This window comes from Flagellimonas sp. B-3 (genome assembly GCF_056857835.1).
In genome coordinates, this window is record NZ_JBSXNW010000024.1 from 1,135,063 (window position 1) to 1,159,905 (window position 24,843).

Annotated in this window: 22 protein-coding genes; 9 read left to right on the forward strand and 13 right to left on the reverse strand. The window is 42.4% G+C overall.

Annotated features, from left to right (window positions below; all coding sequences use genetic code 11):
- Positions 1 to 22 precede the first annotated feature (22 nt).
- From AC13CS_RS17615 to AC13CS_RS17635, 5 genes are all read right to left on the reverse strand, one after another.
- Positions 23 to 529 carry a rod shape-determining protein MreD gene (locus AC13CS_RS17615; protein ID WP_293165389.1) on the reverse strand — a complete coding sequence of 169 codons (507 nt, stop codon included), beginning with the start codon at positions 527 to 529 and terminating at the stop codon, positions 23 to 25.
- Positions 526 to 1,338 carry a rod shape-determining protein MreC gene (gene mreC / locus AC13CS_RS17620; RefSeq protein ID WP_293165387.1) on the reverse strand — a complete coding sequence of 271 codons (813 nt, stop codon included), beginning with the start codon at positions 1,336 to 1,338 and terminating at the stop codon, positions 526 to 528. The genes AC13CS_RS17615 and mreC overlap by 4 nt, the downstream gene beginning before the upstream one ends.
- A 65-nt stretch (positions 1,339 to 1,403) precedes the next feature.
- The gene (locus AC13CS_RS17625) at positions 1,404 to 2,432 is read right to left on the reverse strand and encodes a rod shape-determining protein (protein WP_293165385.1); all 1,029 of its coding nucleotides are present in this window, start codon (positions 2,430 to 2,432) and stop codon (positions 1,404 to 1,406) included.
- A 55-nt stretch (positions 2,433 to 2,487) separates the two neighbouring features.
- Positions 2,488 to 4,017, reverse strand: coding sequence for a bifunctional phosphoribosylaminoimidazolecarboxamide formyltransferase/IMP cyclohydrolase (purH, locus tag AC13CS_RS17630; RefSeq protein WP_482889048.1), 1,530 nt, complete (start codon positions 4,015 to 4,017; stop codon positions 2,488 to 2,490).
- A gap of 93 nt (positions 4,018 to 4,110) precedes the next feature.
- The gene (locus tag AC13CS_RS17635; RefSeq protein ID WP_293165381.1) at positions 4,111 to 4,563 is read right to left on the reverse strand and encodes a GAF domain-containing protein; all 453 of its coding nucleotides are present in this window, start codon (positions 4,561 to 4,563) and stop codon (positions 4,111 to 4,113) included.
- 155 nt (positions 4,564 to 4,718) lie between these two features.
- Here AC13CS_RS17635 and AC13CS_RS17640 point away from each other — a divergent pair, with 155 nt between their 5' ends.
- The 8 genes from AC13CS_RS17640 (at position 4,719) to AC13CS_RS17675 (ending at position 16,060) form a co-directional block, all read left to right on the forward strand.
- The gene (locus AC13CS_RS17640) at positions 4,719 to 5,084 is read left to right on the forward strand and encodes an HYC_CC_PP family protein (protein ID WP_482889099.1); all 366 of its coding nucleotides are present in this window, start codon (positions 4,719 to 4,721) and stop codon (positions 5,082 to 5,084) included.
- 94 nt (positions 5,085 to 5,178) lie between these two features.
- On the forward strand, positions 5,179 to 8,919 hold the full coding sequence (locus AC13CS_RS17645) for an efflux RND transporter permease subunit (protein WP_482889049.1): 3,741 nt from the start codon (positions 5,179 to 5,181) through the stop codon (positions 8,917 to 8,919).
- Positions 8,916 to 10,136: a TolC family protein gene (locus AC13CS_RS17650; protein WP_482889050.1), complete on the forward strand. Its 1,221-nt coding sequence runs from the start codon at positions 8,916 to 8,918 to the stop codon at positions 10,134 to 10,136. The genes AC13CS_RS17645 and AC13CS_RS17650 overlap by 4 nt, the downstream gene beginning before the upstream one ends.
- A 16-nt stretch (positions 10,137 to 10,152) precedes the next feature.
- Positions 10,153 to 10,491, forward strand: a complete 339-nt coding sequence (locus AC13CS_RS17655; protein WP_482889051.1) for a heavy metal-binding domain-containing protein — start codon at positions 10,153 to 10,155, stop codon at positions 10,489 to 10,491.
- A gap of 23 nt (positions 10,492 to 10,514) precedes the next feature.
- Positions 10,515 to 11,066 carry a helix-turn-helix domain-containing protein gene (locus AC13CS_RS17660; protein ID WP_482889052.1) on the forward strand — a complete coding sequence of 184 codons (552 nt, stop codon included), beginning with the start codon at positions 10,515 to 10,517 and terminating at the stop codon, positions 11,064 to 11,066.
- A 69-nt stretch (positions 11,067 to 11,135) separates the two neighbouring features.
- The gene (locus AC13CS_RS17665) at positions 11,136 to 13,634 is read left to right on the forward strand and encodes a heavy metal translocating P-type ATPase (protein ID WP_482889053.1); all 2,499 of its coding nucleotides are present in this window, start codon (positions 11,136 to 11,138) and stop codon (positions 13,632 to 13,634) included.
- A gap of 7 nt (positions 13,635 to 13,641) precedes the next feature.
- Complete coding sequence (locus tag AC13CS_RS17670; RefSeq protein WP_482889054.1) at positions 13,642 to 14,349, forward strand: hypothetical protein; 708 nt, start codon at positions 13,642 to 13,644, stop codon at positions 14,347 to 14,349.
- Positions 14,350 to 14,353: 4 nt separating this feature from the next.
- Positions 14,354 to 16,060: an efflux RND transporter periplasmic adaptor subunit gene (locus tag AC13CS_RS17675; RefSeq protein WP_482889055.1), complete on the forward strand. Its 1,707-nt coding sequence runs from the start codon at positions 14,354 to 14,356 to the stop codon at positions 16,058 to 16,060.
- Positions 16,061 to 16,343: 283 nt separating this feature from the next.
- Here AC13CS_RS17675 and groL read toward each other — a convergent pair whose 3' ends face one another.
- The 8 genes from groL to miaB form a co-directional block, all read right to left on the reverse strand.
- Complete coding sequence (groL, locus tag AC13CS_RS17680; RefSeq protein WP_482876724.1) at positions 16,344 to 17,978, reverse strand: chaperonin GroEL; 1,635 nt, start codon at positions 17,976 to 17,978, stop codon at positions 16,344 to 16,346.
- A 115-nt stretch (positions 17,979 to 18,093) separates the two neighbouring features.
- Positions 18,094 to 18,372, reverse strand: a complete 279-nt coding sequence (locus tag AC13CS_RS17685) for a co-chaperone GroES (RefSeq protein WP_014032184.1) — start codon at positions 18,370 to 18,372, stop codon at positions 18,094 to 18,096.
- 146 nt (positions 18,373 to 18,518) lie between these two features.
- Positions 18,519 to 18,881 carry a preprotein translocase subunit SecG gene (gene secG / locus AC13CS_RS17690; protein ID WP_482889056.1) on the reverse strand — a complete coding sequence of 121 codons (363 nt, stop codon included), beginning with the start codon at positions 18,879 to 18,881 and terminating at the stop codon, positions 18,519 to 18,521.
- Positions 18,878 to 19,795 (reverse strand): hypothetical protein, encoded by a 918-nt coding sequence (locus AC13CS_RS17695; RefSeq protein ID WP_163626621.1) that lies wholly within the window; start codon positions 19,793 to 19,795, stop codon positions 18,878 to 18,880. Before AC13CS_RS17695 ends, secG begins: the two co-directional genes overlap by 4 nt.
- Positions 19,796 to 19,801: 6 nt before the next feature.
- Positions 19,802 to 20,323 carry an LptE family protein gene (locus tag AC13CS_RS17700; protein WP_482889057.1) on the reverse strand — a complete coding sequence of 174 codons (522 nt, stop codon included), beginning with the start codon at positions 20,321 to 20,323 and terminating at the stop codon, positions 19,802 to 19,804.
- Positions 20,324 to 20,347: 24 nt separating this feature from the next.
- Positions 20,348 to 21,628 (reverse strand): sigma-54 interaction domain-containing protein, encoded by a 1,281-nt coding sequence (locus tag AC13CS_RS17705; RefSeq protein ID WP_482889058.1) that lies wholly within the window; start codon positions 21,626 to 21,628, stop codon positions 20,348 to 20,350.
- A 14-nt stretch (positions 21,629 to 21,642) separates the two neighbouring features.
- Positions 21,643 to 22,467, reverse strand: a complete 825-nt coding sequence (locus tag AC13CS_RS17710) for a KilA-N domain-containing protein (protein ID WP_482889060.1) — start codon at positions 22,465 to 22,467, stop codon at positions 21,643 to 21,645.
- A 9-nt stretch (positions 22,468 to 22,476) separates the two neighbouring features.
- Positions 22,477 to 23,913, reverse strand: a complete 1,437-nt coding sequence (gene miaB, locus AC13CS_RS17715) for a tRNA (N6-isopentenyl adenosine(37)-C2)-methylthiotransferase MiaB (RefSeq protein ID WP_482889100.1) — start codon at positions 23,911 to 23,913, stop codon at positions 22,477 to 22,479.
- Positions 23,914 to 24,064: 151 nt separating this feature from the next.
- Between miaB and AC13CS_RS17720 the strand changes: the two genes are divergently transcribed.
- On the forward strand, positions 24,065 to 24,793 hold the full coding sequence (locus tag AC13CS_RS17720; RefSeq protein WP_482889061.1) for a hypothetical protein: 729 nt from the start codon (positions 24,065 to 24,067) through the stop codon (positions 24,791 to 24,793).
- Positions 24,794 to 24,843 lie beyond the last annotated feature (50 nt).

Sequence of the window (24,843 nt, forward strand, 5' to 3'; positions counted from 1 at the left end):
CCCAACGATAAAAACTACGTTTTTATTCGCTTTTTGGACTAAATAGTGAACTGAATAATACACAAAGTATTAAAGTTACAATACCTGTGGCGAAAACTTTCTTCAAAATTAATAGGATATGGGCGATACTTAAAATTTCAAACGAAAAGAATATCAGATGATGGATAAAAACGAGCAAAGCCATAAAGGTGATACGCTGTACCTTGGTGGTGTTCTTAAAGCTGAAACTTTGAAAATCGTAGTTTACACCAAAACAAAACCGCATAATGGCGGGTCTTGCATAGGCAATGGTAACCGAGGCCAAAGCATTCAAGGCAAGGGTGTCAGAAAAAATATCAATGACCAGCCCCAATAAAAATGCAGTAAGCATAAAAAGTGCCCTGTTCCCTTTGATGGGGTACCAATAAAAGAAAATCACATATATAAACGGGTTGATAAAACCCAGAAAGTTGAGATTGTTAAATATCAAAATCTGTGTGATGACCAATAACACAAATCGCAGCATATTTATGATCAGGGTATTGTTCATTCTATGGTTCTGGATTCTAATTCCTCAATCTCCTCTTTGTCCTTATTCTCTATAAGATATACATTTTTGATGTTGGCCATATCCGAAAACAGTTCCACATCTATATCGTAAAAGCTCTTTGATGCGTTCAAGTCGTATTTTTTAATGATCCCAATGGGAACGTTTTCTGGAAAAATACTGGACATGCCCCCAGTTACAATAGTGTCGCCAACGACCAAGGGAACCAATCTTGGAATATCTATCAATTGTACCACCTTATAATCTTTAGTGTCCCAAATCAAGGAACCAAAGTATTCGGTGCCCTTAATTTTTGCGTTGATGTTGGATTTGGTGTTCAGCACACTTTGTACCGTGGCAAAATTATTGGAGACATTCTCTACGATTCCCAAAATCCCATCGGTGGTAATTACGCCCATATCTTGTTGTACCCCATCTTTCTCTCCTTTGTCAATTAAAACATAATTTCTGGGAGAGGTAAAACTATTCTTGATGAGCCTCGCGTTCAATACCTGATAGATGGCCAGGGTGGAATCCAAAGGTTCAATGCTGTCATATTGGGCATTGAATAGCATTTTGCGCAACTGCTGATTTTCCTCGACCAATCGTTTATTTTCTTCTTGTAGATTAAAATACGAAGACACATCTGACCCAGCACCGTAAATACTTCCAGACACCCATCGGGATGAATTAAAAAATTTGGATTGATGGTAGGAATGGGAGCGAATCGTCATCACCAATGCGATAAACGCAAAAAAAGCATACAAAAATGCATTTCGGTAGCGTAAAACAAAATTGATGATGCGTTGCATGCAATCGTATCGTTAAGAAGGTTTTTCAACTCCTTGAAGGTAATAGAACCGCAGAAAATACAAGTCTATTTTATTAAAATACTTTTATAGCGCTCCAAGTTTTTAAGAGCAATGCCCGTACCCCGCACAACGGCCCTCAAAGGATCTTCGGCGATGTACACGGGCAAATCGGTTTTTTGGGAAAGCCTTCTGTCCAAACCTCGGAGCATGGATCCACCACCTGCCAAATAAATACCTGTATTGTAAATATCCGCTGCAAGTTCGGGTGGGGTTTGTGACAAGGTTTCCATAACGGCATCCTCTACCCTTAAAATACTTTTGTCGAGTGCTTTGGCAATCTCTCTGTAGGAAACATGGACCTGTTTTGGTTTTCCCGTCAATAGGTCGCGGCCTTGTATGGATTTATCCTCTGGTGGGGATTTCAAATCCTCGGTAGCCGAACCAATCTCTATTTTGATGGCCTCGGCGGTGCTTTCGCCCACGTACAAGTTATGTTGGGTCCGCATATAGTAGATAATATCGTTGGTGAACACATCACCAGCAATTTTTACGGATTTGTCACAAACAATACCACCAAGTGCAATGACCGCAATCTCCGTAGTACCACCGCCTATATCCACGATCATGTTTCCTTTCGGTTGCATAATGTCCAGACCAATACCAATGGCAGCGGCCATTGGTTCGTGAATCAAGTATACTTCTTTACCGTTTACACGTTCAGCAGATTCGCGTACCGCACGCATTTCCACTTCAGTAATCCCAGAAGGAATACAAATGACCATGCGAAGTGCCGGCGGGAACCATTTTTTCTTGAGTGCCGGAATATTTTTGATGAACATACTGATCATCTTTTCCGAAGCATCGAAATCGGCAATTACCCCGTCTTTCAACGGTCGTATGGTTTTGATGTTTTCATGGGTTTTCCCCTGCATCATGTTGGCTTCGCGGCCCACCGCGATAATTTTCCCCGATACACGGTCCCTTGCCACAATGGAAGGACTGTCCACAACCACTTTGTCCAAGTGGATGATCAGGGTATTTGCAGTACCAAGGTCAATGGCAATTTCCTCGGTCATGAAATCAAAAAATCCCATACAAATTGTCTGTTTTTCGGATTAACGGTAAAATTTAACGGCTAAAGTACTAAAATTAATGTTTAAAATGTCTTGTACCCGTCATCACCATGGCCAATCCATTTTCGTTGCAATAATCAATGCTCAATTGATCCTTGATTGATCCCCCGGGTTGAATCACACTTTTAATGCCCGCGTTGTCCGCAATTTCCACACAATCGGGAAAGGGGAAGAAAGCATCGCTGGCCATAACCGCACCGTTCAAATCAAAGTTAAAGGATTGTGCTTTGTGGATGGCTTGGTTCAATGCATCAACACGCGATGTTTGCCCAGTTCCGCTTGCACACAATTGTTTGTTCTTTGCCAAAACAATGGTGTTACTTTTAGTGTGCTTGCACAATTTAGAAGCAAAAATCAAGTCCTCAATTTCTTCTGGAGTCGGCTTTTTGTCGGTCACGGGGTTCAGGTCTTCCTTTGTGTCGGTTTTGGAATCCTTATCCTGAACCAAAACACCGTTCAAACAAGTCCGTACCAAAGTGTCTGGCAAGTCAATTTCATTTTGGACAAGAATGATTCGATTCTTCTTGCCTTTCAAGATTTCCAAAGCATCATTAGAATAGCTTGGAGCAATTACTACTTCGCAGAACAATTTGTGAATTTCTTCGGCCGTAGGTTTATCAATTTCAACATTGGAAATTAAAATACCACCAAAAGCTGAAACTGGATCACCTGCCAATGCATCCACATAGGCTTGTTTAATGGTGCTGCGGGTGGCTAACCCACAGGCATTGTTGTGTTTTAAAATCGCAAAAGTTGGGTCATCGTTTTTGAATTCTACCATCAAATTTACGGCAGCATCCACATCTAATAGATTGTTGTAGGATAATTCCTTACCGTGCATTTTGGAGAACATCGCATCAAAATCACCAAAGAAGAATCCTTTCTGGTGTGGGTTTTCACCGTAACGCAATACCTGACCTTTGGTCTCGCTTATTTTCAACACGGTTTCTTCTTTTTCTTGGTTGAAGTAGTTGAAAATGGCCGTATCGTAATGTGAGGAAATGTTGAAGGCCTTGGTTGCAAAACGTTTGCGGTCTTCCAAGCTAGTGCTTCCGTTTCCTTCGGAAATCACATTCAAAAAGTCTTCGTAATCCTCCATGGACGATACACAAAGCACATCCTTGAAGTTTTTGGCAGCGGCCCTGATGAGAGAGATGCCTCCAATATCAATTTTCTCGATAATATCTTGTTCCGATGCGCCACTGGCAACGGTTTTTTCAAAAGGATAAAGATCTACGATCACAATGTCCAACTGTGGAATATCAAATTCCTTCATTTGGGAAACATCGCTCTCGTTGTCCTGTCTGTTCAAAATGCCACCAAAAACCTTTGGGTGCAGTGTTTTTACGCGTCCCCCCAAAATGGACGGGTAACTGGTAACATCCTCAACAGGTACCACGTTGATACCTAGATCACGGATAAATTTTTCGGTACCTCCTGTGGAATAAAGAGTTACACCAAGTTCGTCCAATTTTTTTACGATGGGTTCCAGTCCATCCTTATGAAATACGGAAATTAATGCGGCAGAGGCTTTTTTGGCAGTCATCTTCTATGTCTTAAAATCAATTTATTAAGCGCACAAAAGTACTTTTTTTGAAGCTAAAAAGCAGAACGGTTTATCAACAAAATGGGAGAAGTTTTACAGAATTTCAGCAACGTTCTGGTTGATGAATTCCAAAAAACGTTCATCCTCTTCCGTAAATGGGTCTGGTGTATTGGAGTCAATGTCGATTTGCCCCACATTTTCACCATTCACAAATAGCGGAACAACAATCTCTGCTTTTACCGTGATGCTGCAAGCAATGTAATTGTCTTGGGCTGCCACATCCGGTACGACGAAGTTCTGGTTGCTCACGGCAACCTGTCCGCAGATGCCTTTGCCAAAGGGGATAATAGTATGGTCGGTAGGAGTACCAGCGTAGGGGCCCAATTTCAATTCTGCCTTGTCGCCATTTTTAAAGTAGAACCCGACCCAATCGTAATAATCGACATTATTGCGCAAAAGTTCACAGATTTCCCCCAAACGGGCATCTACTGATTTGTTTTCATCTTTTATGATTTCGAGGACCTTGGGTTCCAATGATTTTAGCATGAGGTAATTTTTTTTTGCAAATGTATTGAATAGTGGATTTGTACGACAAAAGAAAACAAGCTTACAGCTTAAAAACAGATAAAGTTCTGTTAAGCAAAACAATAAATGTTAATATTTTGTAGTTTTGTAGTCGAATAAAACAGTTTTTCCATCAAATAGGATCCTCGGTAATGGCACTTTTGCTGTTGGCCTCCACGGTTTCGTGGACGGTGGACAAGCATATCTGTATGGGCCGTGTGATGGATATTTCCTTTTTTGCCCATGCCGACGATTGCGGTATGGACATGGATATGGAAAAATCGTGTTGTGATGATGAGTCGTTCACTGTTCAAGGTCAGGACGACCTAAAAATCTCCTTTGAAAACTTTAGTCTGGACCAACAAGTCTTTTTGGTAAGCTTTGTCCAGACCTATTTTCAACTTTTCGAAATTGATTCCGAAGAACCAAGCTCCTTTAATGAGTATAATCCACCCCCATTGATAAGGGACGTGCAGGTTCTAGATCAGACTTTCCTTATTTGATTTAAGCATTGATTGAATGTACCCGGCCAATTTGGTTGGGCAGTTGCGTTTATGCGCATTTTTTGTATCGATCTAATGTTTAAATCAAACCTTTATGCTGAACAAAAGCATCAAATTTTTAATAGAGAACAAATTGGTGGCCGTGTTGCTCCTGCTGGTTTTTATGGCATGGGGCATTGTAAGCACTCCTTTTAATTGGGATACTGGTGGCATTTTGCCTAGTAATCCCGTGGCCGTCGATGCCATTCCCGATATCGGCGAAAACCAACAGATTGTGTTTACCAAATGGCCCGGGCGCTCTCCGCAAGATATCGAAGATCAGATTACCTATCCGTTGACGACTTCTTTATTGGGTATTCCCGGGGTGAAGACCATCCGAAGTTCTTCCATGTTCGGGTTTTCTAGCATCTACATTATTTTTGAAGAGGATGTGGAGTTCTACTGGAGTCGCAGTCGCATTTTGGAAAAACTCAATTCACTCCCAAATAACTTATTGCCAGAAGGAGTAAACCCGGCCTTGGGACCAGATGCCACCGCTTTGGGGCAGATTTTTTGGTACACTTTGGAGGGCCGTGATAAAGATGGTAATGTAACGGGTGGATGGGATTTGCAAGAGTTGCGCAGTGTACAGGATTACTACGTAAAATATGCACTTTCTTCTGCATCGGGCGTATCTGAAGTAGCCTCCATCGGTGGTTTTGTGCAAGAATACCAAGTGGATGTGGATCCTGAATTGATGAAACAGTACAACGTGGGGTTGGATCAAGTCGTCAAAGCCGTAAAGCAAAGTAATCGGGATATTGGTGCCCAGACCTTGGAAATCAACAAAGCGGAATACTTAGTTCGTGGACTTGGCTACATCAAATCGTTGGACGATATCAAAAATGCAGTAGTGACCGCAACGGATTACACCTCCATTCGCGTGCAGGATGTTGCCCATGTTTCTTTGGGGCCTGCGGTGCGTCGCGGAATTTTGGACAAGGAAGGAGCCGAAGTAGTTGGTGGTGTGGTTGTGGCCCGATACGGAGCCAATCCGTTGGAGGTTATCAACAATGTAAAACAACAAATCAAGGAATTGAGTGCGGGACTTCCATCCAAAGAATTGAAAGATGGGACCGCTTCGCAATTGACCATTGTTCCCTTTTATGATAGAACTGAACTCATTCAAGAAACCCTGGGAACCTTGAATGAAGCCTTAACGCTCGAAATTCTCATCACTATTTTGGTCATTGTGGTTATGGTGTTCAACCTTAGAGCCTCTATTCTAATTTCTGGTTTGTTGCCCATTGCCGTTCTCATGGTCTTCATCGCCATGAAAATATTCGGAGTAGATGCCAACATCGTGGCACTTTCAGGAATAGCCATTGCCATTGGGACCATGGTCGATGTCGGTGTCATTCTCTCCGAGAATATTATTCGACATATGGACGAAAACAATGAAAACTTGTCCATAAATGAGGTGGTCTACAATGCCACTTCCGAGGTTTCAGGAGCAATTTTAACGGCCGTACTGACCACGATTATCAGTTTTATACCCGTATTCACTATGGTCGGTGCCGAAGGAAAACTTTTTAGACCATTGGCTTTTACCAAGACCATGGCATTGACGGCCTCCATCATTGTAGCGCTCTTTTTGATTCCGCCTTTTGCAGCGATAATTTTTAGAAAGAAAAGCTCTAATCAACTATTCAAGTATATCTGGAACGGCATTTTGATTGTTTTGGGATTGGTTGCCATCGGTTTCGGATATTGGTCGGGACTGGCCTTGATCGCCTTTGGCGTTTCTGGAATCTTGAAGTTGAGAGAAATTCTAGATGCTAAACAAGCTGGAATGCTCAATGTGGGTATCTGCGTTACTACAATTATTTTCTTGTTGGCCACCTATTGGAGACCCTTGGGCTTTGATCGCAGTATTGCCATCAACCTAATTTTTGTTGGCTTGATTTGTGGTGTTTTATTGGGCGTATTTTACCTATTCAGACAATATTACAGCCGCATTTTAACATGGGCATTGGAAAACAAACTGCTATTTCTTTCTATTCCTTCTGTAATAGTTGTCTTCGGATTTATGATCATGCGCAACACAGGGGAGGAATTTATGCCCTCGCTCAATGAAGGCTCATTCCTTTTGATGCCCACTTCCTTGCCCCATGCAGGAGTTGAAGAAAACAAAAGGGTGTTGCAACAGCTGGATATGGCCGTTGCCACCATCCCCGAGATTCAAACTGTAGTGGGTAAAGCTGGTAGGACCGAATCTGCATTGGACCCTGCACCACTTTCCATGTACGAGAACATTATTCAGTATCGGTCAGAGTACCAGAAAAATGATGCTGGAAGTCCACAACGATTCAAAATCAATCCCGATGGATATTTTGAGCTGAGCAACGGAAAAGTATTGGCCAATCCAAACTTGAAAGTGAGCAACGAACAAAACTATACTGAAAATCATGTAAGCGAACCGTTGCGAATAAATCGGAATCTTTTAATTCCAGATGATGATGGGGAATATTTCCGAAACTGGCGTCCCGAGATCAAAAGTCCGGATGATATTTGGAATGAAATTGTAAAGGTGACCAAGTTGCCCGGCGTCACTTCGGCGCCCAAGCTCCAACCCATCGAAACACGATTGGTGATGCTTCAAACAGGAATGCGCGCTCCTATGGGTATTAAGGTAAAAGGTCAGGATTTAAAGGAAATCGAAAATTTTGGCCTTCAATTGGAACCCATTTTAAAAGAAGCCGCAGGGGTTAAGGATGAGGCCGTTTTTGCAGACCGAATCGTAGGGAAGCCCTATCTGCTCATCGATATTGACCGTGAAAAATTGGTACGCTACGGACTTGTAATTGAAGATGTGCAACAAATTCTTGAGGTGGCCATTGGAGGTATGAATTTGACCCAAACCGTGGAAGGAAGGGAGCGCTATGGTGTTCGGGTGCGCTACCCAAGGGAACTTCGGGAAAACCCAACCGATTTGGAAAATATTTATGTTCCGGTGCAAAAAGGAAGTCCCGTTCCATTGAGCGAACTTGTAACCATTCGATACGAGCAGGGACCACAAGCGATTAAGAGCGAAGACACCTTTTTGGTGGGCTATGTGCTATTTGATAAGCAAGATGGCTATGCAGAGGTCAATGTGGTGGAAAATGCACAGGCCAAGATTGAAGAAAAAATAGAAAGTGGCGAATTGGTGGTGCCAAAAGGCATCAGCTATAAATTTACCGGGACGTATGAGAACCAGTTACGTGCAGAAAAAACTTTGTCCGTGGTGGTTCCCTTGGCCCTATTAATCATCTTTTTGATACTTTACTTTCAGTTTAGGTCGGTTGCTACTTCCCTAATGGTTTTTTCTGGAATTACGGTGGCTTTTGCAGGTGGCTTTTTAATGATTTGGTTCTATGGTCAGGATTGGTTTCTAAACTTCAGTTTTATGGGTGAGAACCTGCGTGACCTTTTCCAAATGCATACGATTAACCTGAGTGTGGCTGTCTGGGTCGGTTTTATTGCCCTGTTCGGTATTGCTACCGATGACGGGGTGGTGATGGCCACCTACCTTACCCAAACTTTTGACAAGAACAAACCCAACAATTTAAAAAGCATCCGTACCTCGGTACTGGAAGCAGGCGAAAAACGTATCCGGCCTTGTTTGATGACCACAGCGACCACCATTTTGGCACTTTTGCCCGTGCTTACCAGTACGGGTAGAGGAAGTGACATCATGATTCCGATGGCCATTCCAAGTTTTGGAGGTATGCTGATCGCGTTGATCACCTTGTTTGTGGTGCCCGTGCTTTACAGTTGGAAAAGTGAGTTGCAACTTAAAATGCAAAACCGATGAAAAAGAGATTCATATACATACTATTTGCTTTAACGGCTTTTGGGGTTAACGCCCAGTCCTTGGAAAGCTATTTGCAAGAAGCCGAGTTGAACAGTCCCATGATCCAAGCGTTGGAACTCCGCTATAACATCGCAAAGGAAAAGGTAAATGAGGTGAACACTTTGCCCAATACCACCATAGCGGCAGGATATTTTGTGAGCGAACCGGAGACCAGAACTGGGGCACAGCGTGCCAGATTTTCGGTATCGCAAATGTTACCTTGGTTCGGGACGATCACCGCACGGGAAAACTATGCAAGTTCCATGGCGGAGACCGAGTATGCAGAAATTGTGATCGCCAAACGAAAATTGGCCCTTTCCGTAGCGCAATCCTACTATAAATTGTATGGAATCAAGGCCAAGCAAAAGGTGTTGCAGGAAAATATTGAGTTATTGAAAACCTATGAAACCTTGGCTTTGACCTCTGTTGAAGTGGGAAATGCCTCTGCGGTGGATGTTTTAAAACTTCAAATTCGTCAAAATGAACTGCAACAGCAGAAAGAAGTGCTGAAGCAATCGTACCTAGCGGAGCAGGCTGTCTTCAATAATTTACTGAATCGAGATGAAAGTATTGGGGTTGAGGTGGTGGATGAAATGGATATTCCTGTGGACGACCCCATTTTCAACAAAGAAGATTTGAGCCTTAATCCAGAGTTGCTCAAGTATGATCAGTTGTATGAATCGGTAACCCAATCGGAATTGCTCAACCAAAAGGAAAATGCTCCAAGTTTTGGGATAGGGTTGGATTATATCCCTGTTTCGGAACGGGATAATATGGTTTTTAACGATAATGGAAAGGATATTGTAATGCCGATGTTCACTTTTTCCGTTCCCATTTTCAACAACAAGTTTAAATCGACCACCAAACAGAACGAGCTTCGTCAAAAAGAGATTGAATTCCAAAAAAAGGAACGATTGAACGTGCTGGAAAATGCCTATGCCAATGCCATTTCGCAACGGAACCAGGCACGCATTGCGCATCAAACCCAAGCAAAAAACCTAAAACAGGCCAAGGATGCCGAAGAAATCCTGATCAAGAACTACGAAACGGGCACCATCGACTTTAACGATGTGCTCGATATTCAAGAGTTGCAATTAAAGTTTCAGACCAATCAAATACAATCGGTGCAGTTGTATTATCTACAATCTGCCATCATCAATTATTTAATTAACAAGTAAATTTAAAATGTCAAAAATGAGAACAAACATTAGAACTATTATCGGAATCGCATTCGCTTCAGTGTTGGTACTTACGGTATCGTGCAAAGGAAAAACGGAGGAAGCAAAAGAAACTTCTACGGAAGCAACCATGGAACATGAAGAAGGTCACGACATGGACAGTATGGATCATGAAGGGCATGACATGGAAGGCATGGAAACCGCAAAAATGGAAGGTAAGGAATATACCTCCACATATGTTTGCCCAATGCATTGTAAAGGCAGTGGAAGCGATGAAGAAGGGAAATGCCCAGTTTGCGGGATGACCTATGTGTTGAACGAGGAGCACATGGCGGACGGACATACTCACAATTAATTAAAGTTTGAATTGTACCAGCGATGCGGATTAAAGTAAAAAATATGGTTTGCGATAGATGCAAAGGCGTTCTGAGACAAGAGTTTCAGAATGCGGGCATCGAGGTGGTACATATGGATTTGGGAGAAGTCCAATTTTCTGATGGGGCACAAAACCAATTGGAGCGTATTCGAGAGATTTTGGTCAAAAATGGTTTTGAATTGATCGAGGGTGTGAATGAAAGTTATATAGCTGACATTAAAAAACACTTGATCAATGCTTTGGATGGCGATTTGCAACGGAATCTCTCGAAATACCTGTCAGAAAAAATGAACAAGGATTATTCGGTGCTCAGTAAAATGTTTAGTGCCAAGGAGGGGCTGACCATTGAAAAGTACTTCATCCTCTTGAAAATTGAGCGGGTAAAGGAAGAAATCCAGATGGAAAACAAGACATTTTCTGAAATAGCTTATGATTTGAACTATAAGAGCAGTAGCCATTTGGCCAAACAGTTTAAATCGATAACAGGAATGTCCATGAGTGAATACCGAAAAGTGCAAGATTGGAATCGGAGGCCTTTAGATCAAATTGTATAAAAGATACCCAGAATTGTGAAAAGCTTCCGGCTGGTGTTCAGCTAGTTTTGAATAAAAAAAACAAACAAGATGAAACATACCTATCACATACACGGAATGAGCTGTAATGGCTGTAGAAATCATGTAGAAGGAACCCTTTCCAAAGTGGATGGGGTTACCGGGGTTGAGGTAAATCTGGAAAAAGCCGAGGCCGTGATTGAGATGGAGGAGCATATTCCAATCAAAAAGTTCGAGGAAGCTTTGGAAAAAGATGGAGGCGGTTACAGTATACATGCTGAAGGCCATCATCATAAACCAAAGAAAAAAGAGAAAAAATCGGTTTCCAATGGAAATGGCACCTTTTATTGCCCTATGCAATGCGAGGGAGACAGAACCTACGATAAACCTGGCGATTGTCCTGTTTGTGGAATGGATTTGGTGGAGGAGCAAAATACGGCTGCGGGTTCCAAGCAACAATGGACCTGTCCTATGCACCCCGAAGTGTTGGAGGATGGTCCGGGTTCTTGCCCAAAATGTGGAATGGATTTAGTACCCAAAGAACCGGAAGCCAGCGCAGAGGAAAAAACATATAAAAAACTGCTCAAAAAGTTTTGGATTGCCCTTGCGTTCACATTGCCCATTTTTCTGATAGCTATGAGCGATATGATTCCCAATAATCCGTTGCATGAGCTAATGGAGCCAAAATATTGGAATTGGGTTCAGTTTGTCCTATCGCTTCCCGTGGTTTTTTACGCCACATGGATGTTTTTTGAAAGAGCTTATCGAAGCATTAAAACGTGGAACCTGAACATGTTTACCTTAATTGGTATTGGTGCGGGCGTGGCTTTTATATTTAGTGTGCTCGCATTGTTGTTCCCAGGATTTTTCCCTGACCAGTTTAAAGGGGAAACAGGTGCGGTTCACGTGTATTTTGAGGCAGCAACCGTAATCCTCACCTTGGTGCTTTTGGGTCAATTGTTAGAGGCTAGGGCGCACAGCAAAACCAATAATGCGGTAAAGGAATTATTGAAATTGGCGCCCAACAAAGCGATCAAAGTTGTGGATGGGGGAGAAGTTGAGGTAAGCATTGATGATATAGAAAAGGATGATATTCTCCGTGTGAAACCTGGCGAAAAAATTCCTGTGGACGGCATCATTACAGAGGGAGACACTTCGGTGGATGAATCCATGATCACAGGAGAGCCCATTCCAGTTGAAAAAACAGTGGATGACAAAGTAAGCAGCGGAACCATCAATGGTAACCAAACCTTTTTGATGAAAGCTGAAAAAGTGGGTAGCGACACCCTGCTTTCACAAATCATCAAGATGGTGAACGAAGCCAGCCGAAGCCGTGCACCCATTCAAAATTTGGCTGATAAAGTATCCGCTTATTTTGTGCCAGCAGTTGTCATTATTTCTATTTTGACATTCGCAGTTTGGGCGATATGGGGTCCCCAACCAACCTATGTTTACGCTTTGATCAATGCCATTGCTGTATTGATCATCGCCTGTCCATGTGCACTCGGTCTCGCCACACCCATGTCCGTAATGGTAGGGATAGGAAAAGGTGCCCAAAACGGAGTGCTGATCAAAAACGCGGAAGCCTTGGAAAAAATGGCCGATGTGGACACCCTGATCATTGATAAAACAGGAACCATTACCGAGGGCAAGCCTACTTTTGATCAATTGGTAGTGTTTTCGGATGATTATTCAGAAGAAGAATTGCTGCAATATCTAGTGTCGGTAAATGCCAATAGCGAACACCCTTTGGCACAAGCGACGGTGAATTATGGCAAAGAAAAGGAGGTCAAAATTCTAAAGACAAAATATTTCAATGCCGTGACGGGTATGGGTGTTGAAGGCAAGATCAAGGATTTGGAGATTAAGTTGGGGAACATCAAATTGATGGAAAAAGCCAATGTTGACATCTCTGATGATATGATGGAAAAGGTCAAAAAAGCACAGGAGAAAGGTAAAACGGTTTCCTATTTGGCCATTGATGGTAAATGTCACGGTTTTGTGGCCATTGGTGATAAAATCAAGGAGACAAGTGCCAAAGCGATCAAAGCAATTCAGGATAAAGGAATAAAAGTGATCATGCTTACGGGAGACAATGCAACGACCGCAAAAGCAGTGGCCAGTGAGTTACATTTGGATGATTTTAAGGCCGAAACCTTGCCCGAGGATAAAATGAAGGAAGTGGAACAGCTTCAAAACAACGGCAAAGTGGTCGCCATGGCGGGTGATGGTATCAACGATGCTCCAGCATTGGCCAAAAGCGATTTGGGTATTGCCATGGGTACGGGTACCGATGTGGCCATAGAAAGCGCCATGATCACTTTGGTAAAAGGCGACCTGCACGGCATTGTAAAAGCACGGAACCTTAGTGAGGCCGTGATGAAAAACATAAAACAAAACTTATTTTTTGCATTGATATACAACACCATTGGTGTGCCGGTGGCAGCAGGGGTACTCTATCCCTTCTTTGGGATTTTGCTTTCGCCCATGATCGCAGCCCTGGCCATGAGCTTTAGCTCGGTGTCGGTTATAGCCAATGCATTGCGATTACGAACTAAATCAATCGACTAAAAATAAAATGGTAAAACGAACAACAGCGGTTAAGATTAGAAAAGCCCATAGGTATTTGGGAATATTTTTGGGCATTCAATTCATCATGTGGACAGCCAGTGGACTCTACTTCAGCTGGACCGATATTGATGAAATCCATGGGGACCATTTCAGGAACATGGATTATGAACCCGTTGCATTTGATGGACTCATTGGGCTTTCACAAATCAATATTCCATCTAAAATAAGTTCGTTGAGCCTTAAGGAAATAGCTGGCAAACCCTACTACTGGATTAACAATGAATTTTTGGTTGATGCGAAAAGCGGCAACTTAAAAGAAGGTGTTTCGGAATTAGAAGCTCTAGCTGTTGCGGAGCGCCAAATGTCACCAGAATTAAATGTTAAAGGGGTTGAGGTGATCCATGAGACCGATAAGCATCACGAGTATCGGGAAAAGAAATTGCCTGCTTATGTGATTACGTATGATTCACCGGAAAATATTAAGGCCTACGTTTCGGTGGCCGATGGTTCGTTTCAAACGGTGCGACATCGGAATTGGAGGTGGTTCGATTTTCTTTGGATGACCCACACGATGGATTATGAAAGTCGTGATGATTTTAATACCACTTTGCTTCGGGCATTTTCCCTTTTGGGGTTGATTACCGTGTTGAGCGGATTTTTGCTTTGGTTTACCTCGTCGCCAACGATGAGAAAAGTTGTAAAAAGAAAAAAATAAACACATGAAAAAGGAAAACATCATATACTTCGGAATTGCAGTAATTACAGGACTATTGATAGGATATCTCATATTTGGAAATAGTACCGATGCGACAAACGGAGCGGAGCATGACCATAGCACGGAAATTGCTTCGGGCGACATGTGGACCTGTTCCATGCACCCACAAATTATGCAACCAGAGTCGGGGTCGTGTCCCATTTGTGGCATGGACCTTATTCCAGCAGAAAGTAGCGGAGAGGGACTGATGGCAAATCAAATAAAAATGACTGAGAACGCGATGGTTTTGGCTGGTGTGGAAACCGTTATGGTAGGTTCCGGGGCTGATGGGGACAACCAAGTTAAAATTTCGGGCAAAGTAGCTGTCAACCAAGAGTCGGATGCGGTACAATCCGCTTATTTTGATGGGAGGATTGAAAACATTTACATCAATTTTGAAGGCGAAACGGTGCGCAAAGGCCAAAAATTGGCCACGATTTATGCTCCAGCTTTGGTTTCGGCTCAACAAGAACTGTTGACGGCGTCCAATTTAAAGGAATCCCAACCGCAATTGTATAAGGCCGTTCGGAATAAATTAAAGCTTTGGAAATTGTCCGAAGCACAAATCAACCAAATTGAAAGCTCTGGACAAGTACTTGAAAATTTTCCGGTGTACTCCAATGTAAGCGGTGTAATCTCCGAAATTATGGTAGAGGAAGGCGATTACATCAAAACGGGTTCACCTTTGTTGAAAGTAGCCAATTTGAATTCGGTTTGGGCTATTTTTGATGCGTATGAAAACCAATTGAGCTTGTTTAAGGAAGGGCAAACGTTGAACGTGACCACCAAATCATACCCCAATGAAACGTTCCCTGCCAAAGTTTCCTTTGTTGCCCCGTTATTGAACAACAAAACGAGGACGTTGGAGGTTCGTGCCGAACTGGACAACAAACAAGGACTTTTAAAACCAGGGATGTTTGTGCAGGCCGAAGTTGAGGTTTCAAACAATCAAAATGAATCGTTGACCATACCGGAAAGTGCGGTTTTGTGGACGGGAAAGCGTTCCTTGGTCTATGTACAGCCAAATCCAGACAATGCCATTTTTGAAATGCGCGAGGTGGAGCTCGGAAATTTGAGAAATGGCAGTTATGTGATCAATTCGGGCTTGAAACCGGGAGACTTGGTAGTTGCCAAAGGTACTTTTACGGTTGATGCTGCGGCTCAATTGCAGGGCAAAAAATCCATGATGAATCAAACAGGTAAATCCAATATGCTCACCAAAATGAAAATGGAATTTTCGGACGAGGCACAAGATACATTTGGTGACCTATTGGAGATATATCTGAATTTGAAAGATGCCTTGGTTGCATCAGACGAAGAACAAACACAAATGTTAGCGCAGAAAGGGGCAGAAGTTGCTTCAAAAATAAGCGACTTGCCAATGGGAGATATGGGTAAGAGTCATATGTCTAGACTAGAGGGACAATTAGCTAATATTGCTTCAAAAAACAATTTAAAGAACCAACGTGATGATTTTGTGCAACTTTCTCAAAATATAATTCAGATAGCACAACAAATGAATATGCTGGAGACAAAACTGTATGTACAGCACTGCCCCATGGCTAATAATGATAATGGAGCCAATTGGCTCAGCTTGGAGGAAGAAATACGAAATCCCTACTATGGGGATGCTATGCTGACATGTGGTAGCGTGGTGGGAACAATCGACTAGCTGTTTTAGTTAATTTTTAGCCAAATAAAATTTTCGGATTCAAAACTGAAATACATTTACTTCAACATTTAAATTATTGACTGATGAAACAAGCAAAGTCAAACGGAAAGTCATCTCCTGCAAAAACAGTAAAGCCTGTTGCAAAGAAGACTGCCCAAGCTACTGGTAAGAAGAAGTAACTTGTGGTTTTAGGTTCTCCCAGAGAACCGTACAACAGAAAAGAAAAAGAAAACGCCCCGATGAAAATCAGGGCGTTCCTATTTTTAATCCGAATGGGATGTTGTTACATCATGCCTGGCATTCCACCGCCACCTCCCATTGGAGGCATTGCAGGGGCATCTTCCTTAATATCGGTCAATGCACACTCTGTGGTCAAGATCATACCTGAAACAGATGCTGCGTTTTCCAAGGCAATACGGGTTACTTTTTTAGGATCAATGATTCCTGTTTTGAGCATATCCACATATTGGTCGGACTTGGCATCATAACCGAAGTCTTTTTTACCTTCCAATACTTTGGCGATAACCACGGAACCTTCGCCACCGGCATTCTCTACGATGGTACGCAAAGGAGCTTCAATGGCTTTGGCCACAATTTGTACACCTGTGGTTTCATCCAAAGATTCGGTCGCCAATTTTTCAAGGACCTTTTTGGCTCTTACCAAGGCAACACCACCACCGGCAACAATACCTTCTTCTACAGCGGCACGGGTTGCGTGCAAGGCATCATCCACACGGTCTTTTTTCTCTTTCATTTCCACTTCGGAGGCTGCACCTACGTATAGTACGGCAACACCACCGGCCAATTTGGCCAAACGCTCCTGAAGTTTCTCTTTGTCGTAATCGGATGTTGTAGTCTCGATTTGAGCTTTGATCTGGTTTACCCTAGCTTTGATGTCATCTGCATTTCCGCTACCGTTTACAATTGTAGTATTGTCTTTGTCAATGGTTACAGTTTCAGCAGTACCCAACATATCCAAAGAAGCGTTTTCCAAAGAGAATCCTCTTTCTTCAGAGATTACGGTTCCACCGGTTAGGATAGCGATGTCTTCCAACATGGCTTTTCTTCTGTCACCAAAACCTGGCGCTTTTACAGCGGCAATCTTAAGTCCACCTCTCAATTTGTTCACTACCAAAGTAGCTAGGGCTTGCCCTTCTACATCTTCAGCGATAATCAAAAGAGGTCTTCCAGATTGTGCTACTGGCTCAAGGATAGGAAGGATTTCCTGAAGGTTAGAGATTTTCTTGTCAAAAAGAAGAATGTAAGGGTTCTCCAAATCAGCAATCATTTTATCCGTATCGGTCACGAAGTAGGGAGAAAGGTATCCTCTGTCAAACTGCATACCTTCTACAACATCAACATAAGTGTCGGTACCTTTTGCTTCTTCAACGGTGATTACACCTTCGTTTCCAACTTTGGCGAATGCTTTGGCGATAAGGTCACCGATAGCTTGATCGTTATTTGCGGAAATAGAAGCAACTTGCTTGATCTTGTCGGAATCGTTGCCCACTTTTTTGGCTTGTTTTTCCAAGTCGGCCACCAAAGCTTCGACAGCTTTGTCGATTCCGCGTTTTAAATCCATGGGATTTGCTCCAGCGGCAACGTTTTTAAGGCCTTCTTTTACAATGGCCTGTGCCAATACGGTTGCGGTAGTGGTACCATCACCCGCTTGGTCGTTGGTTTTGGAAGCAACTTCCTTCACCATTTGTGCGCCCATATCCTCCAGGGCGTCTTCCAATTCAATTTCTTTTGCAACGGATACACCATCTTTGGTTACTTGTGGTGCTCCAAAGGACTTGCTGATGATTACGTTTCTGCCTTTTGGCCCCAAGGTTACCTTAACGGCCTCGGCCAATTTGTCAACGCCTCGTTTCAGTCCGTCACGTGCATCTATATCAAATTTAATATCTTTTGCCATTTTTAAATTTTTTAGTTGAAAAAATTAATTTCCAAAACTCAATTCCCAAATTCCATGCTGGAAGTATTGATAGGGATTGCTTTGGATTTTGATTATTGGTTTTTGGAATTTTGCGTTACACTATTGCCAAAATATCGCTTTCGCGCATCATCAAATAATCGGTGCCATCGAACTTAAGTTCGGTACCGGCATATTTTCCATAAAGAACGGTGTCGCCTACTTTAACGGTCACTTTTTCGTCCTTGGTTCCAGGTCCAACGGCCACAACAGTTCCTTTTTGTGGTTTTTCTTTAGCGTTGTCCGGGATGATGATACCGGAGGCAGTTTTTGTCTCGGCCTGTAGAGGCTCGATCAAAACCCTGTCTGCCAATGGTTTGATATTTACTTTAGCCATATTTTAATTATTTAGGTGTTTGTTTTAAAAATTCTTGAACGTAAAGGACAGAAATTGTGCCAATGCTTAAAAACTGACATTCTGGAAAACAAAAATGCCAGCTTGTCATTTCAAGCTGGCATTTTTCTATGCTTTGTCACTTTTTGTTATCCAATAGTGTCCACTGGACTTGTTGTGTCGGCAGGTGGAAGTTGTTCGGGTACTTCCTCTGGAACTGTTTCAGGTATTTCCGTATCGTCGCCTTGAAGTAGTTTGGAATCTGCTTGGCTATAATTTCCTTTTAAGGAAACATTGGAAAGCAAAATCAAAACAATCAATAATGTGGCAAGGGTCCAAGTACTTTTATCCAAAAAGTCCCCCGTCTTCTTTACACCACCAACAACTTGGTTGCCGCTTCCTCCAAAGGATGAGGACAAACCACCTCCTTTTGGGTTCTGGACCATAATGACCAAGACCAACAAAAGGCACACGATAATTATCAGTACCAAAAAAATTGAAAACGTGCTCATTTCTTATCTTTTTCTTGTTGCAGTTTCTTCACTGCCTGAATTTGATCTGCAAAGAAACCACTTTTTTCTGGATATTTCAAACTCAATATTTTAAACGCTTGAATGGCTTTTTTATACTTTTTCTGTTCAAGATAAACCTTGGCCAAGGTCTCTGTCATCAACTCGTTTTGGTTGATTTTGGTTGACTCTTTTATATTGACTTTTGGGTTGTTTTCCTTTGGAACTATTTTGGGGTTGTTCTCGATAAACTTATCCAGGAGTTCAAATTTCTTTTTACGCTCCAGTTCGTCCATCACATTTTTTTCCTGATGGTCTACATTGTTCTCCTTTTCTTCTGATGGTTCTTCTGAGGTTGAGGTCAATTGAAGCCATTCGGTAAAGGAGTGTTTTTCCTTTTTGGTGAACGGGATGGGTTTGCCAAGATTTAAATCGGTATTCGGTTCCTTTTTGGTTTCCTCAACTTTTTCAGCTTGCTTTTCAGGGGTTTTTGATTTGAAAAGTTCTGGATTCAGAATTTGCTCTGCGTCGTTTAAATTTTGGGGAAGGGCAGGTTCGTTGGATTCCGAAAGCATACTCGCCGCATTTGGATTGGGCCGTATTTCTTCCGAAACGGCTTCTTGGTCCTCAAGTTTAGAACCCCTTCCGGCAATGGCATCTGCAATATTGTTCTGGATGAATTCTTTTGAAGTGATATAATCAAAGAGTACATCCCTGTCCGCTGTGTGGGCGGCGGTTACTTTTAAAGCACTATTGTATTTGTAGCTATCCAGATTTTTAAGTCCCTTTAAATGCAAGGCACGAGCAGCCTGAAAATAGGGGTATTCCTCGATAATGCCTTCCAATTCCCTAGTTTGTTTGGGAGATAGGATGGCATTCGAATTTTGAAGAATATGAATAAAATCTGAAACGTTCATATACTATTACCAATTTCCCAAGGATGCATTAAAAATATCCTGGGTAAGTCGTTCAAAAATTTCTTCATGGGCCGCTGCTTGTACTGATGGTAAAGGAGCTGCAGCATCAAAATCGTAAAAAAAGGAAAACCTCTTTTCAAAATCGGCATCTTCCTTAGTTGTGTTGTAAAACCGAACATTCACGCTCATGGTCAATCGGTTCTGTGCAGTACGCTGGTCGGCCGTGGCCGTCATGGGCACAACCTTATATTCCACGATTTCCCCTTCATATAATAAATCGCCATTACTACCAGTGAGGGATAGGCTGGTAAGATTATTGATCATGTCTTGCAGCGCCAAGGTAAAATCCCTTCCTAATCCCGGTACAATAACTGAACCGGGTGTTTGATCCGCGTAATTCTGGAAAAAATTTACTTGGAAACTTTCCGCAGTTCCAATATCGGCACCGGAGAAGTTATAAGCTCCGCAACTCTGTAAAAAAAGGACGAGTCCAAGCAATCCAACTTTTACACTATTTTTTTTTATCATTGTTTTCAGACTTTTTGATCTTGATTATAGATCGTACTGCTTTATTTTTCTGTAGAGCGTCCTCTCCGAAATACCAAGCTCGGCAGCTGCGGCCTTACGTTTTCCCTTGTTTCGCTCCAAGGATTTTTTGATCAGCTCGATTTCTTTTTCTTGTAAAGATAGGGTTTCTTCCTCTTCGATTTCCTCCGCAAAATGATATCTGTCCTCTGGAGGTTGTAGCGATGGCGTTGGTGTTGTTGGTTCCAAAACGGGCTCGGGCAAATGCAATAGCTCAGCAGGGGTCTCTTCGTGTTCTATATCTTCTTCCTGCCCTTCATTGCCGTATATTTTACGGATCAATCCCTCATTTTCTCGTTGTACTTTATTGGAATCATCGTCCTTTAAAAGTTCCAGGGTCAATTTTTTAAGATCGTTCAGGTCGCTCTTCATGTCAAAGAGGACTTTGTACAGGATTTCGCGTTCGTTACTAAAGTCCCCTTCTTTTTTGGCTTGTTCCACAACGGCTGGCAAATTGGAACCGCTCGAATCGGGCAAGTAACTTTTAAAGGTTGCGGCCGAAATGTTTCGGTCTTCTTCCAGTACGGAAATTTGTTCTGCAATGTTCCGTAATTGGCGAATGTTTCCGGGCCAACGATATTTTAAAAGAAGATTTATGGCATCATCTTCCAGTCGGATCGTGGGCATTTTATACTTCTGTCCAAAATCGGATGCAAATTTTCGGAACAATAAATGGATGTCGTCCCGTCTATCGCGTAGCGGCGGTAGATTGATTTCCACCGTACTCAATCTATAATAGAGGTCTTCCCTGAATTTTTCCTTCTTTATGGCTTCGAACATATTGATGTTGGTCGCTGCTACAATCCTAACATCGGTTTTTTGTACCTGTGAGGACCCCACTTTAAGAAACTCGCCATTTTCCAAGACCCGAAGCAATCGAACTTGGGTGGTCAATGGAAGTTCGCCAACCTCGTCCAAAAATATGGTGCCGCCATCGGCTACCTCAAAATAACCACTACGGGTCTGGGTGGCTCCGGTAAAGGCACCTTTTTCATGCCCGAAGAGTTCACTGTCAATAGTTCCCTCGGGGATGGCACCGCAGTTAACCGCAATGTACTTGGCGTGCTTGCGATGGGAAAGCGAGTGAATGATCTTGGGAATGGATTCCTTTCCCACACCGCTTTCACCTGTTACCAATACCGAAATATCGGTCGGAGCTACTTGTATGGCCTTTTCTATGGCGCGGTTGAGTTTCACATCGTTCCCGATGATCTCGAACCGTTGTTTTATGCTTTGGACTGATTCCATAGGGTTAAGTGAACTTATCTTAATTTTTTGATAGTGGTATTTTCAGTTAAGGATTTCATTTGGGTAATTGCAACTTTATTGAGTTGGATCAGTCTTTCGCTCTGAGGAAGGTTTTGCTCAATAAGTAAAGCGTTAATGCTTTCTATGTTGCTTAAAACGACCAATTGTTCCAAAGTGGCAAAATCTCGTATATTTCCTTTTTTGTTAGGGTTTTCTTGTCTCCATTCCTTTGCAGTTGTTCCAAAAAGAGCGGTATTGAGTAAATCGGCCTCAGTGGCATATACAAAATTGGCTTGCTTCTTGGTAATTTCTTTTGGAATCAGGTTTTCCTTTATTGCATCTGTGTGGATTTGATAATTGATTTTGGAAATGGCCCGCTGTAGGTCCCATTCTAATTTTAGGCGATTGTTTTCATCATCTTTCAAGCGTTGAAATTCTTTGATGACATAGAGCTTAAACTCTATGGAAATCCAAGAAGCAAATTCCAAAGCTATATCTTTATGGGCAAAGGTGCCGCCATACCTTCCGGCCTTTGAAACAATGCCAATTGCATTCGTGTTTTCAATCCAACGTTTTGGGGTCATTACAAAACTGTTAAGCCCTGCTTGCTTTTTAAACCCGTCGAATTCGACGGGTTTAAAATTGGGGTTATAAATACTTTCCCAAAAGCCCAAAAGCTCAATCGTGTTTCGATTCCTCATCCAGTTTTTAATAATGTCGTCGGTATGATGGGGGTCTTTGTGCCGGGCGATATCGGTTAGGGAAATAAAATCGTTATTGTTTTGCTCGTACAATACAATATCAATTCCCTTAACGTTTATTTTTTTGCTTTTCGGCATGTTTTTCACTTAGCTTAAACCTACTGCCTCACCGATAAGGGTAGCGGAGGTACATTCGTTGATTTTGACGTTGACAAAATCCCCTACTTTATAATTTTCCTTTGGAAAAACCACAACGGTATTCTGGGAGTTTCGTCCCATCCAGTGGGCGTCCGATTTTTTGGAAGTTCCCTCGATGAGCACTTCCTCGATCTTGCCCAAATGCTCTTGCGTGCGATAATGGCTATGCTTTTGCTGCAGTTCGATGATCTCCGTAAGACGTCTTTTTTTGATGGTCTCGGGAATATCGTCCTCCATTTTACGTTCGGCCAAAGTTCCGGGTCTTTCGGAATAAGCGAACATAAAACCAAAATCGTACTTCACGTATTCCATCAAACTCAAGGTGTCCTGATGGTCTTCTTCCGTTTCCGTAGGGAACCCGGTTATCATATCTTGACTGATGGCGCAATCAGGGATTATTTTTTTGATGTTATCAATCAATTCAAAATACTCCTCACGAGTGTGCAGACGGTTCATGGCTTTTAGAATACGGTTGCTTCCACTTTGCACGGGCAAGTGAATGTACTTGCAGATATTTCTGTATTTTGCCATGGTCTCGATCACGTCCAAAGTCATATCCTGTGGGTTGGATGTGGAAAAACGGATACGCATCTTTGGCTGTGCCTGTGCCACAAGTTCCAACAACCCTGCAAAGTTTACGGAAGTGGCTTTTTGCATGTCCGTAGCCTTGTCGAAATCCTTTTTCAATCCACCACCATACCAAAGGTAGCTGTCCACATTCTGGCCCAAAAGGGTAATTTCCTTGAATCCTCTTTCCCAAAGGTCGTTCACTTCCTCTAAAATGGATTGTGGGTCACGACTACGTTCCCTTCCTCTGGTAAAAGGCACTACACAGAACGTGCACATGTTGTCGCAGCCACGTGTAATGGAAACAAAAGCAGAGACACCGTTGGTGTTCAATCGGACAGGCGCTACATCGCCATAGGTTTCGTCTTTGGAAAGGATAACGTTTACGGCATTTCTACCTTCATCAATTTCTTGGATAAGGTTGGGCAGGTCTTTATAGGCATCGGGCCCCACGACCATGTCCACAATTTTTTCCTCTTCCAGGAATTTACTTTTCAATCGCTCGGCCATACAGCCCAGTACCCCAACCTTCATGTTGGGTTTGGTTCTTTTTACGGCATTGAACTTCTCCAGTCGCTTGCGAACGGTTTGTTCGGCCTTTTCGCGAATGGAGCAGGTGTTTACCAAAACGAGATCGGCATCATCCAAGTTTTGGGTGGTGTTGAAACCTTCCTTGGCCAATATGGACGCCACAATCTCGCTGTCGGAAAAGTTCATCTGGCAACCATAGCTTTCTATGTAGAGCTTTCGGCCGTTCTTTTCGTTGTTTTCCAGCGACAAGGTGCTCCCTTGTTGGCTTTCATCTATTACTTTTTCCACGCTTTTTTCCTCGATCATAAATGTTTCAATGGGGTGCAAAGATAATGCTTATTACAGTTTAGTGACAATTTGGCAGTAATTTTTAAGAAGATATTGCGGAATCGCCTGTTAGTGTTACCTTCAAACTAAAAACATAACCTATTTTTTTAAAATGAATTTTATCAACCTATCCGAAAGAATAAAACAAAGTGCACCAATAGAATTTGGGGCCGTGTTCAACAACTCTTTTGAATTGTTCAAAAAAGTGTGGCTACAAGGGTCTCTTACCTTATTATTGACTTTTGTTAGCATAATTCCTTTTTATTTACTGATTTACCTCCCAATGATAGCTATGGGTATCAGCGATCCCAATGCTTTCGACCAACAGGAAATGCCACCAGCATTTGCCGTGTTAATGACCATGGTCATGCCTATATTTATGATTGGTGTAATGACCGTTGCTATTTGTTTGAACGCTGCTTTTTTAAGGATTTGCAGAAAATATGATTTAAAGGAGCAGGGGAGGGACGATTATTTTTATTACTTCAAAAAAGAATATTTGTCAAAGGCATTGATTCTTTCTTTGATAATGGTCGGGCTATCGTTGCTGGGTTTATTGGCCTGCGGATTGGGTATTATCTATTTAATGGTGCCCATGTCTTTGTTCCCCGCATTTTTTTCTTTTGATAAAGAACTTACCGCCATGGAAATTGTAAAAGCCGGGTTTGCCCTTGGAAATAAAAACTGGTTGATGATATTTCTTTTGATACTTGTGGCCGGAATGGTTGCTCAACTTGGAGTAATATTGTGTTTGGTCGGGGTTTTATTTACCGCAATGTTCAGTAAAATACCCATCTACTTTATTTATAAAGAGGCCGTGGGAATTTCCATGGATGTGTAATAGCCATAAACAAAAAGCGCCCTCTAAAAAAAGGGCGCTTTCACTTGCTG

Excerpts from the sequence above, each read along its gene's own strand:
- AC13CS_RS17615 (WP_293165389.1), bottom strand. The coding sequence starts at position 529 with ATGAACAATACCCTGATCATAAATATGCTGCGATTTGTGTTATTGGTC.
- mreC (WP_293165387.1), bottom strand. The coding sequence starts at position 1,338 with ATGCAACGCATCATCAATTTTGTTTTACGCTACCGAAATGCATTTTTG.
- AC13CS_RS17625 (WP_293165385.1), bottom strand. The coding sequence starts at position 2,432 with ATGGGATTTTTTGATTTCATGACCGAGGAAATTGCCATTGACCTTGGT.
- purH (WP_482889048.1), bottom strand. The coding sequence starts at position 4,017 with ATGACTGCCAAAAAAGCCTCTGCCGCATTAATTTCCGTATTTCATAAG.
- AC13CS_RS17635 (WP_293165381.1), bottom strand. The coding sequence starts at position 4,563 with ATGCTAAAATCATTGGAACCCAAGGTCCTCGAAATCATAAAAGATGAA.
- AC13CS_RS17645 (WP_482889049.1), top strand. The coding sequence starts at position 5,179 with ATGCTGAACAAAAGCATCAAATTTTTAATAGAGAACAAATTGGTGGCC.
- AC13CS_RS17650 (WP_482889050.1), top strand. The coding sequence starts at position 8,916 with ATGAAAAAGAGATTCATATACATACTATTTGCTTTAACGGCTTTTGGG.
- AC13CS_RS17655 (WP_482889051.1), top strand. The coding sequence starts at position 10,153 with ATGAGAACAAACATTAGAACTATTATCGGAATCGCATTCGCTTCAGTG.
- AC13CS_RS17660 (WP_482889052.1), top strand. The coding sequence starts at position 10,515 with ATGCGGATTAAAGTAAAAAATATGGTTTGCGATAGATGCAAAGGCGTT.
- AC13CS_RS17665 (WP_482889053.1), top strand. The coding sequence starts at position 11,136 with ATGAAACATACCTATCACATACACGGAATGAGCTGTAATGGCTGTAGA.
- AC13CS_RS17670 (WP_482889054.1), top strand. The coding sequence starts at position 13,642 with ATGGTAAAACGAACAACAGCGGTTAAGATTAGAAAAGCCCATAGGTAT.
- AC13CS_RS17675 (WP_482889055.1), top strand. The coding sequence starts at position 14,354 with ATGAAAAAGGAAAACATCATATACTTCGGAATTGCAGTAATTACAGGA.
- groL (WP_482876724.1), bottom strand. The coding sequence starts at position 17,978 with ATGGCAAAAGATATTAAATTTGATATAGATGCACGTGACGGACTGAAA.
- AC13CS_RS17685 (WP_014032184.1), bottom strand. The coding sequence starts at position 18,372 with ATGGCTAAAGTAAATATCAAACCATTGGCAGACAGGGTTTTGATCGAG.
- secG (WP_482889056.1), bottom strand. The coding sequence starts at position 18,881 with ATGAGCACGTTTTCAATTTTTTTGGTACTGATAATTATCGTGTGCCTT.
- AC13CS_RS17695 (WP_163626621.1), bottom strand. The coding sequence starts at position 19,795 with ATGAACGTTTCAGATTTTATTCATATTCTTCAAAATTCGAATGCCATC.
- AC13CS_RS17700 (WP_482889057.1), bottom strand. The coding sequence starts at position 20,323 with ATGATAAAAAAAAATAGTGTAAAAGTTGGATTGCTTGGACTCGTCCTT.
- AC13CS_RS17705 (WP_482889058.1), bottom strand. The coding sequence starts at position 21,628 with ATGGAATCAGTCCAAAGCATAAAACAACGGTTCGAGATCATCGGGAAC.
- AC13CS_RS17710 (WP_482889060.1), bottom strand. The coding sequence starts at position 22,467 with ATGCCGAAAAGCAAAAAAATAAACGTTAAGGGAATTGATATTGTATTG.
- AC13CS_RS17720 (WP_482889061.1), top strand. The coding sequence starts at position 24,065 with ATGAATTTTATCAACCTATCCGAAAGAATAAAACAAAGTGCACCAATA.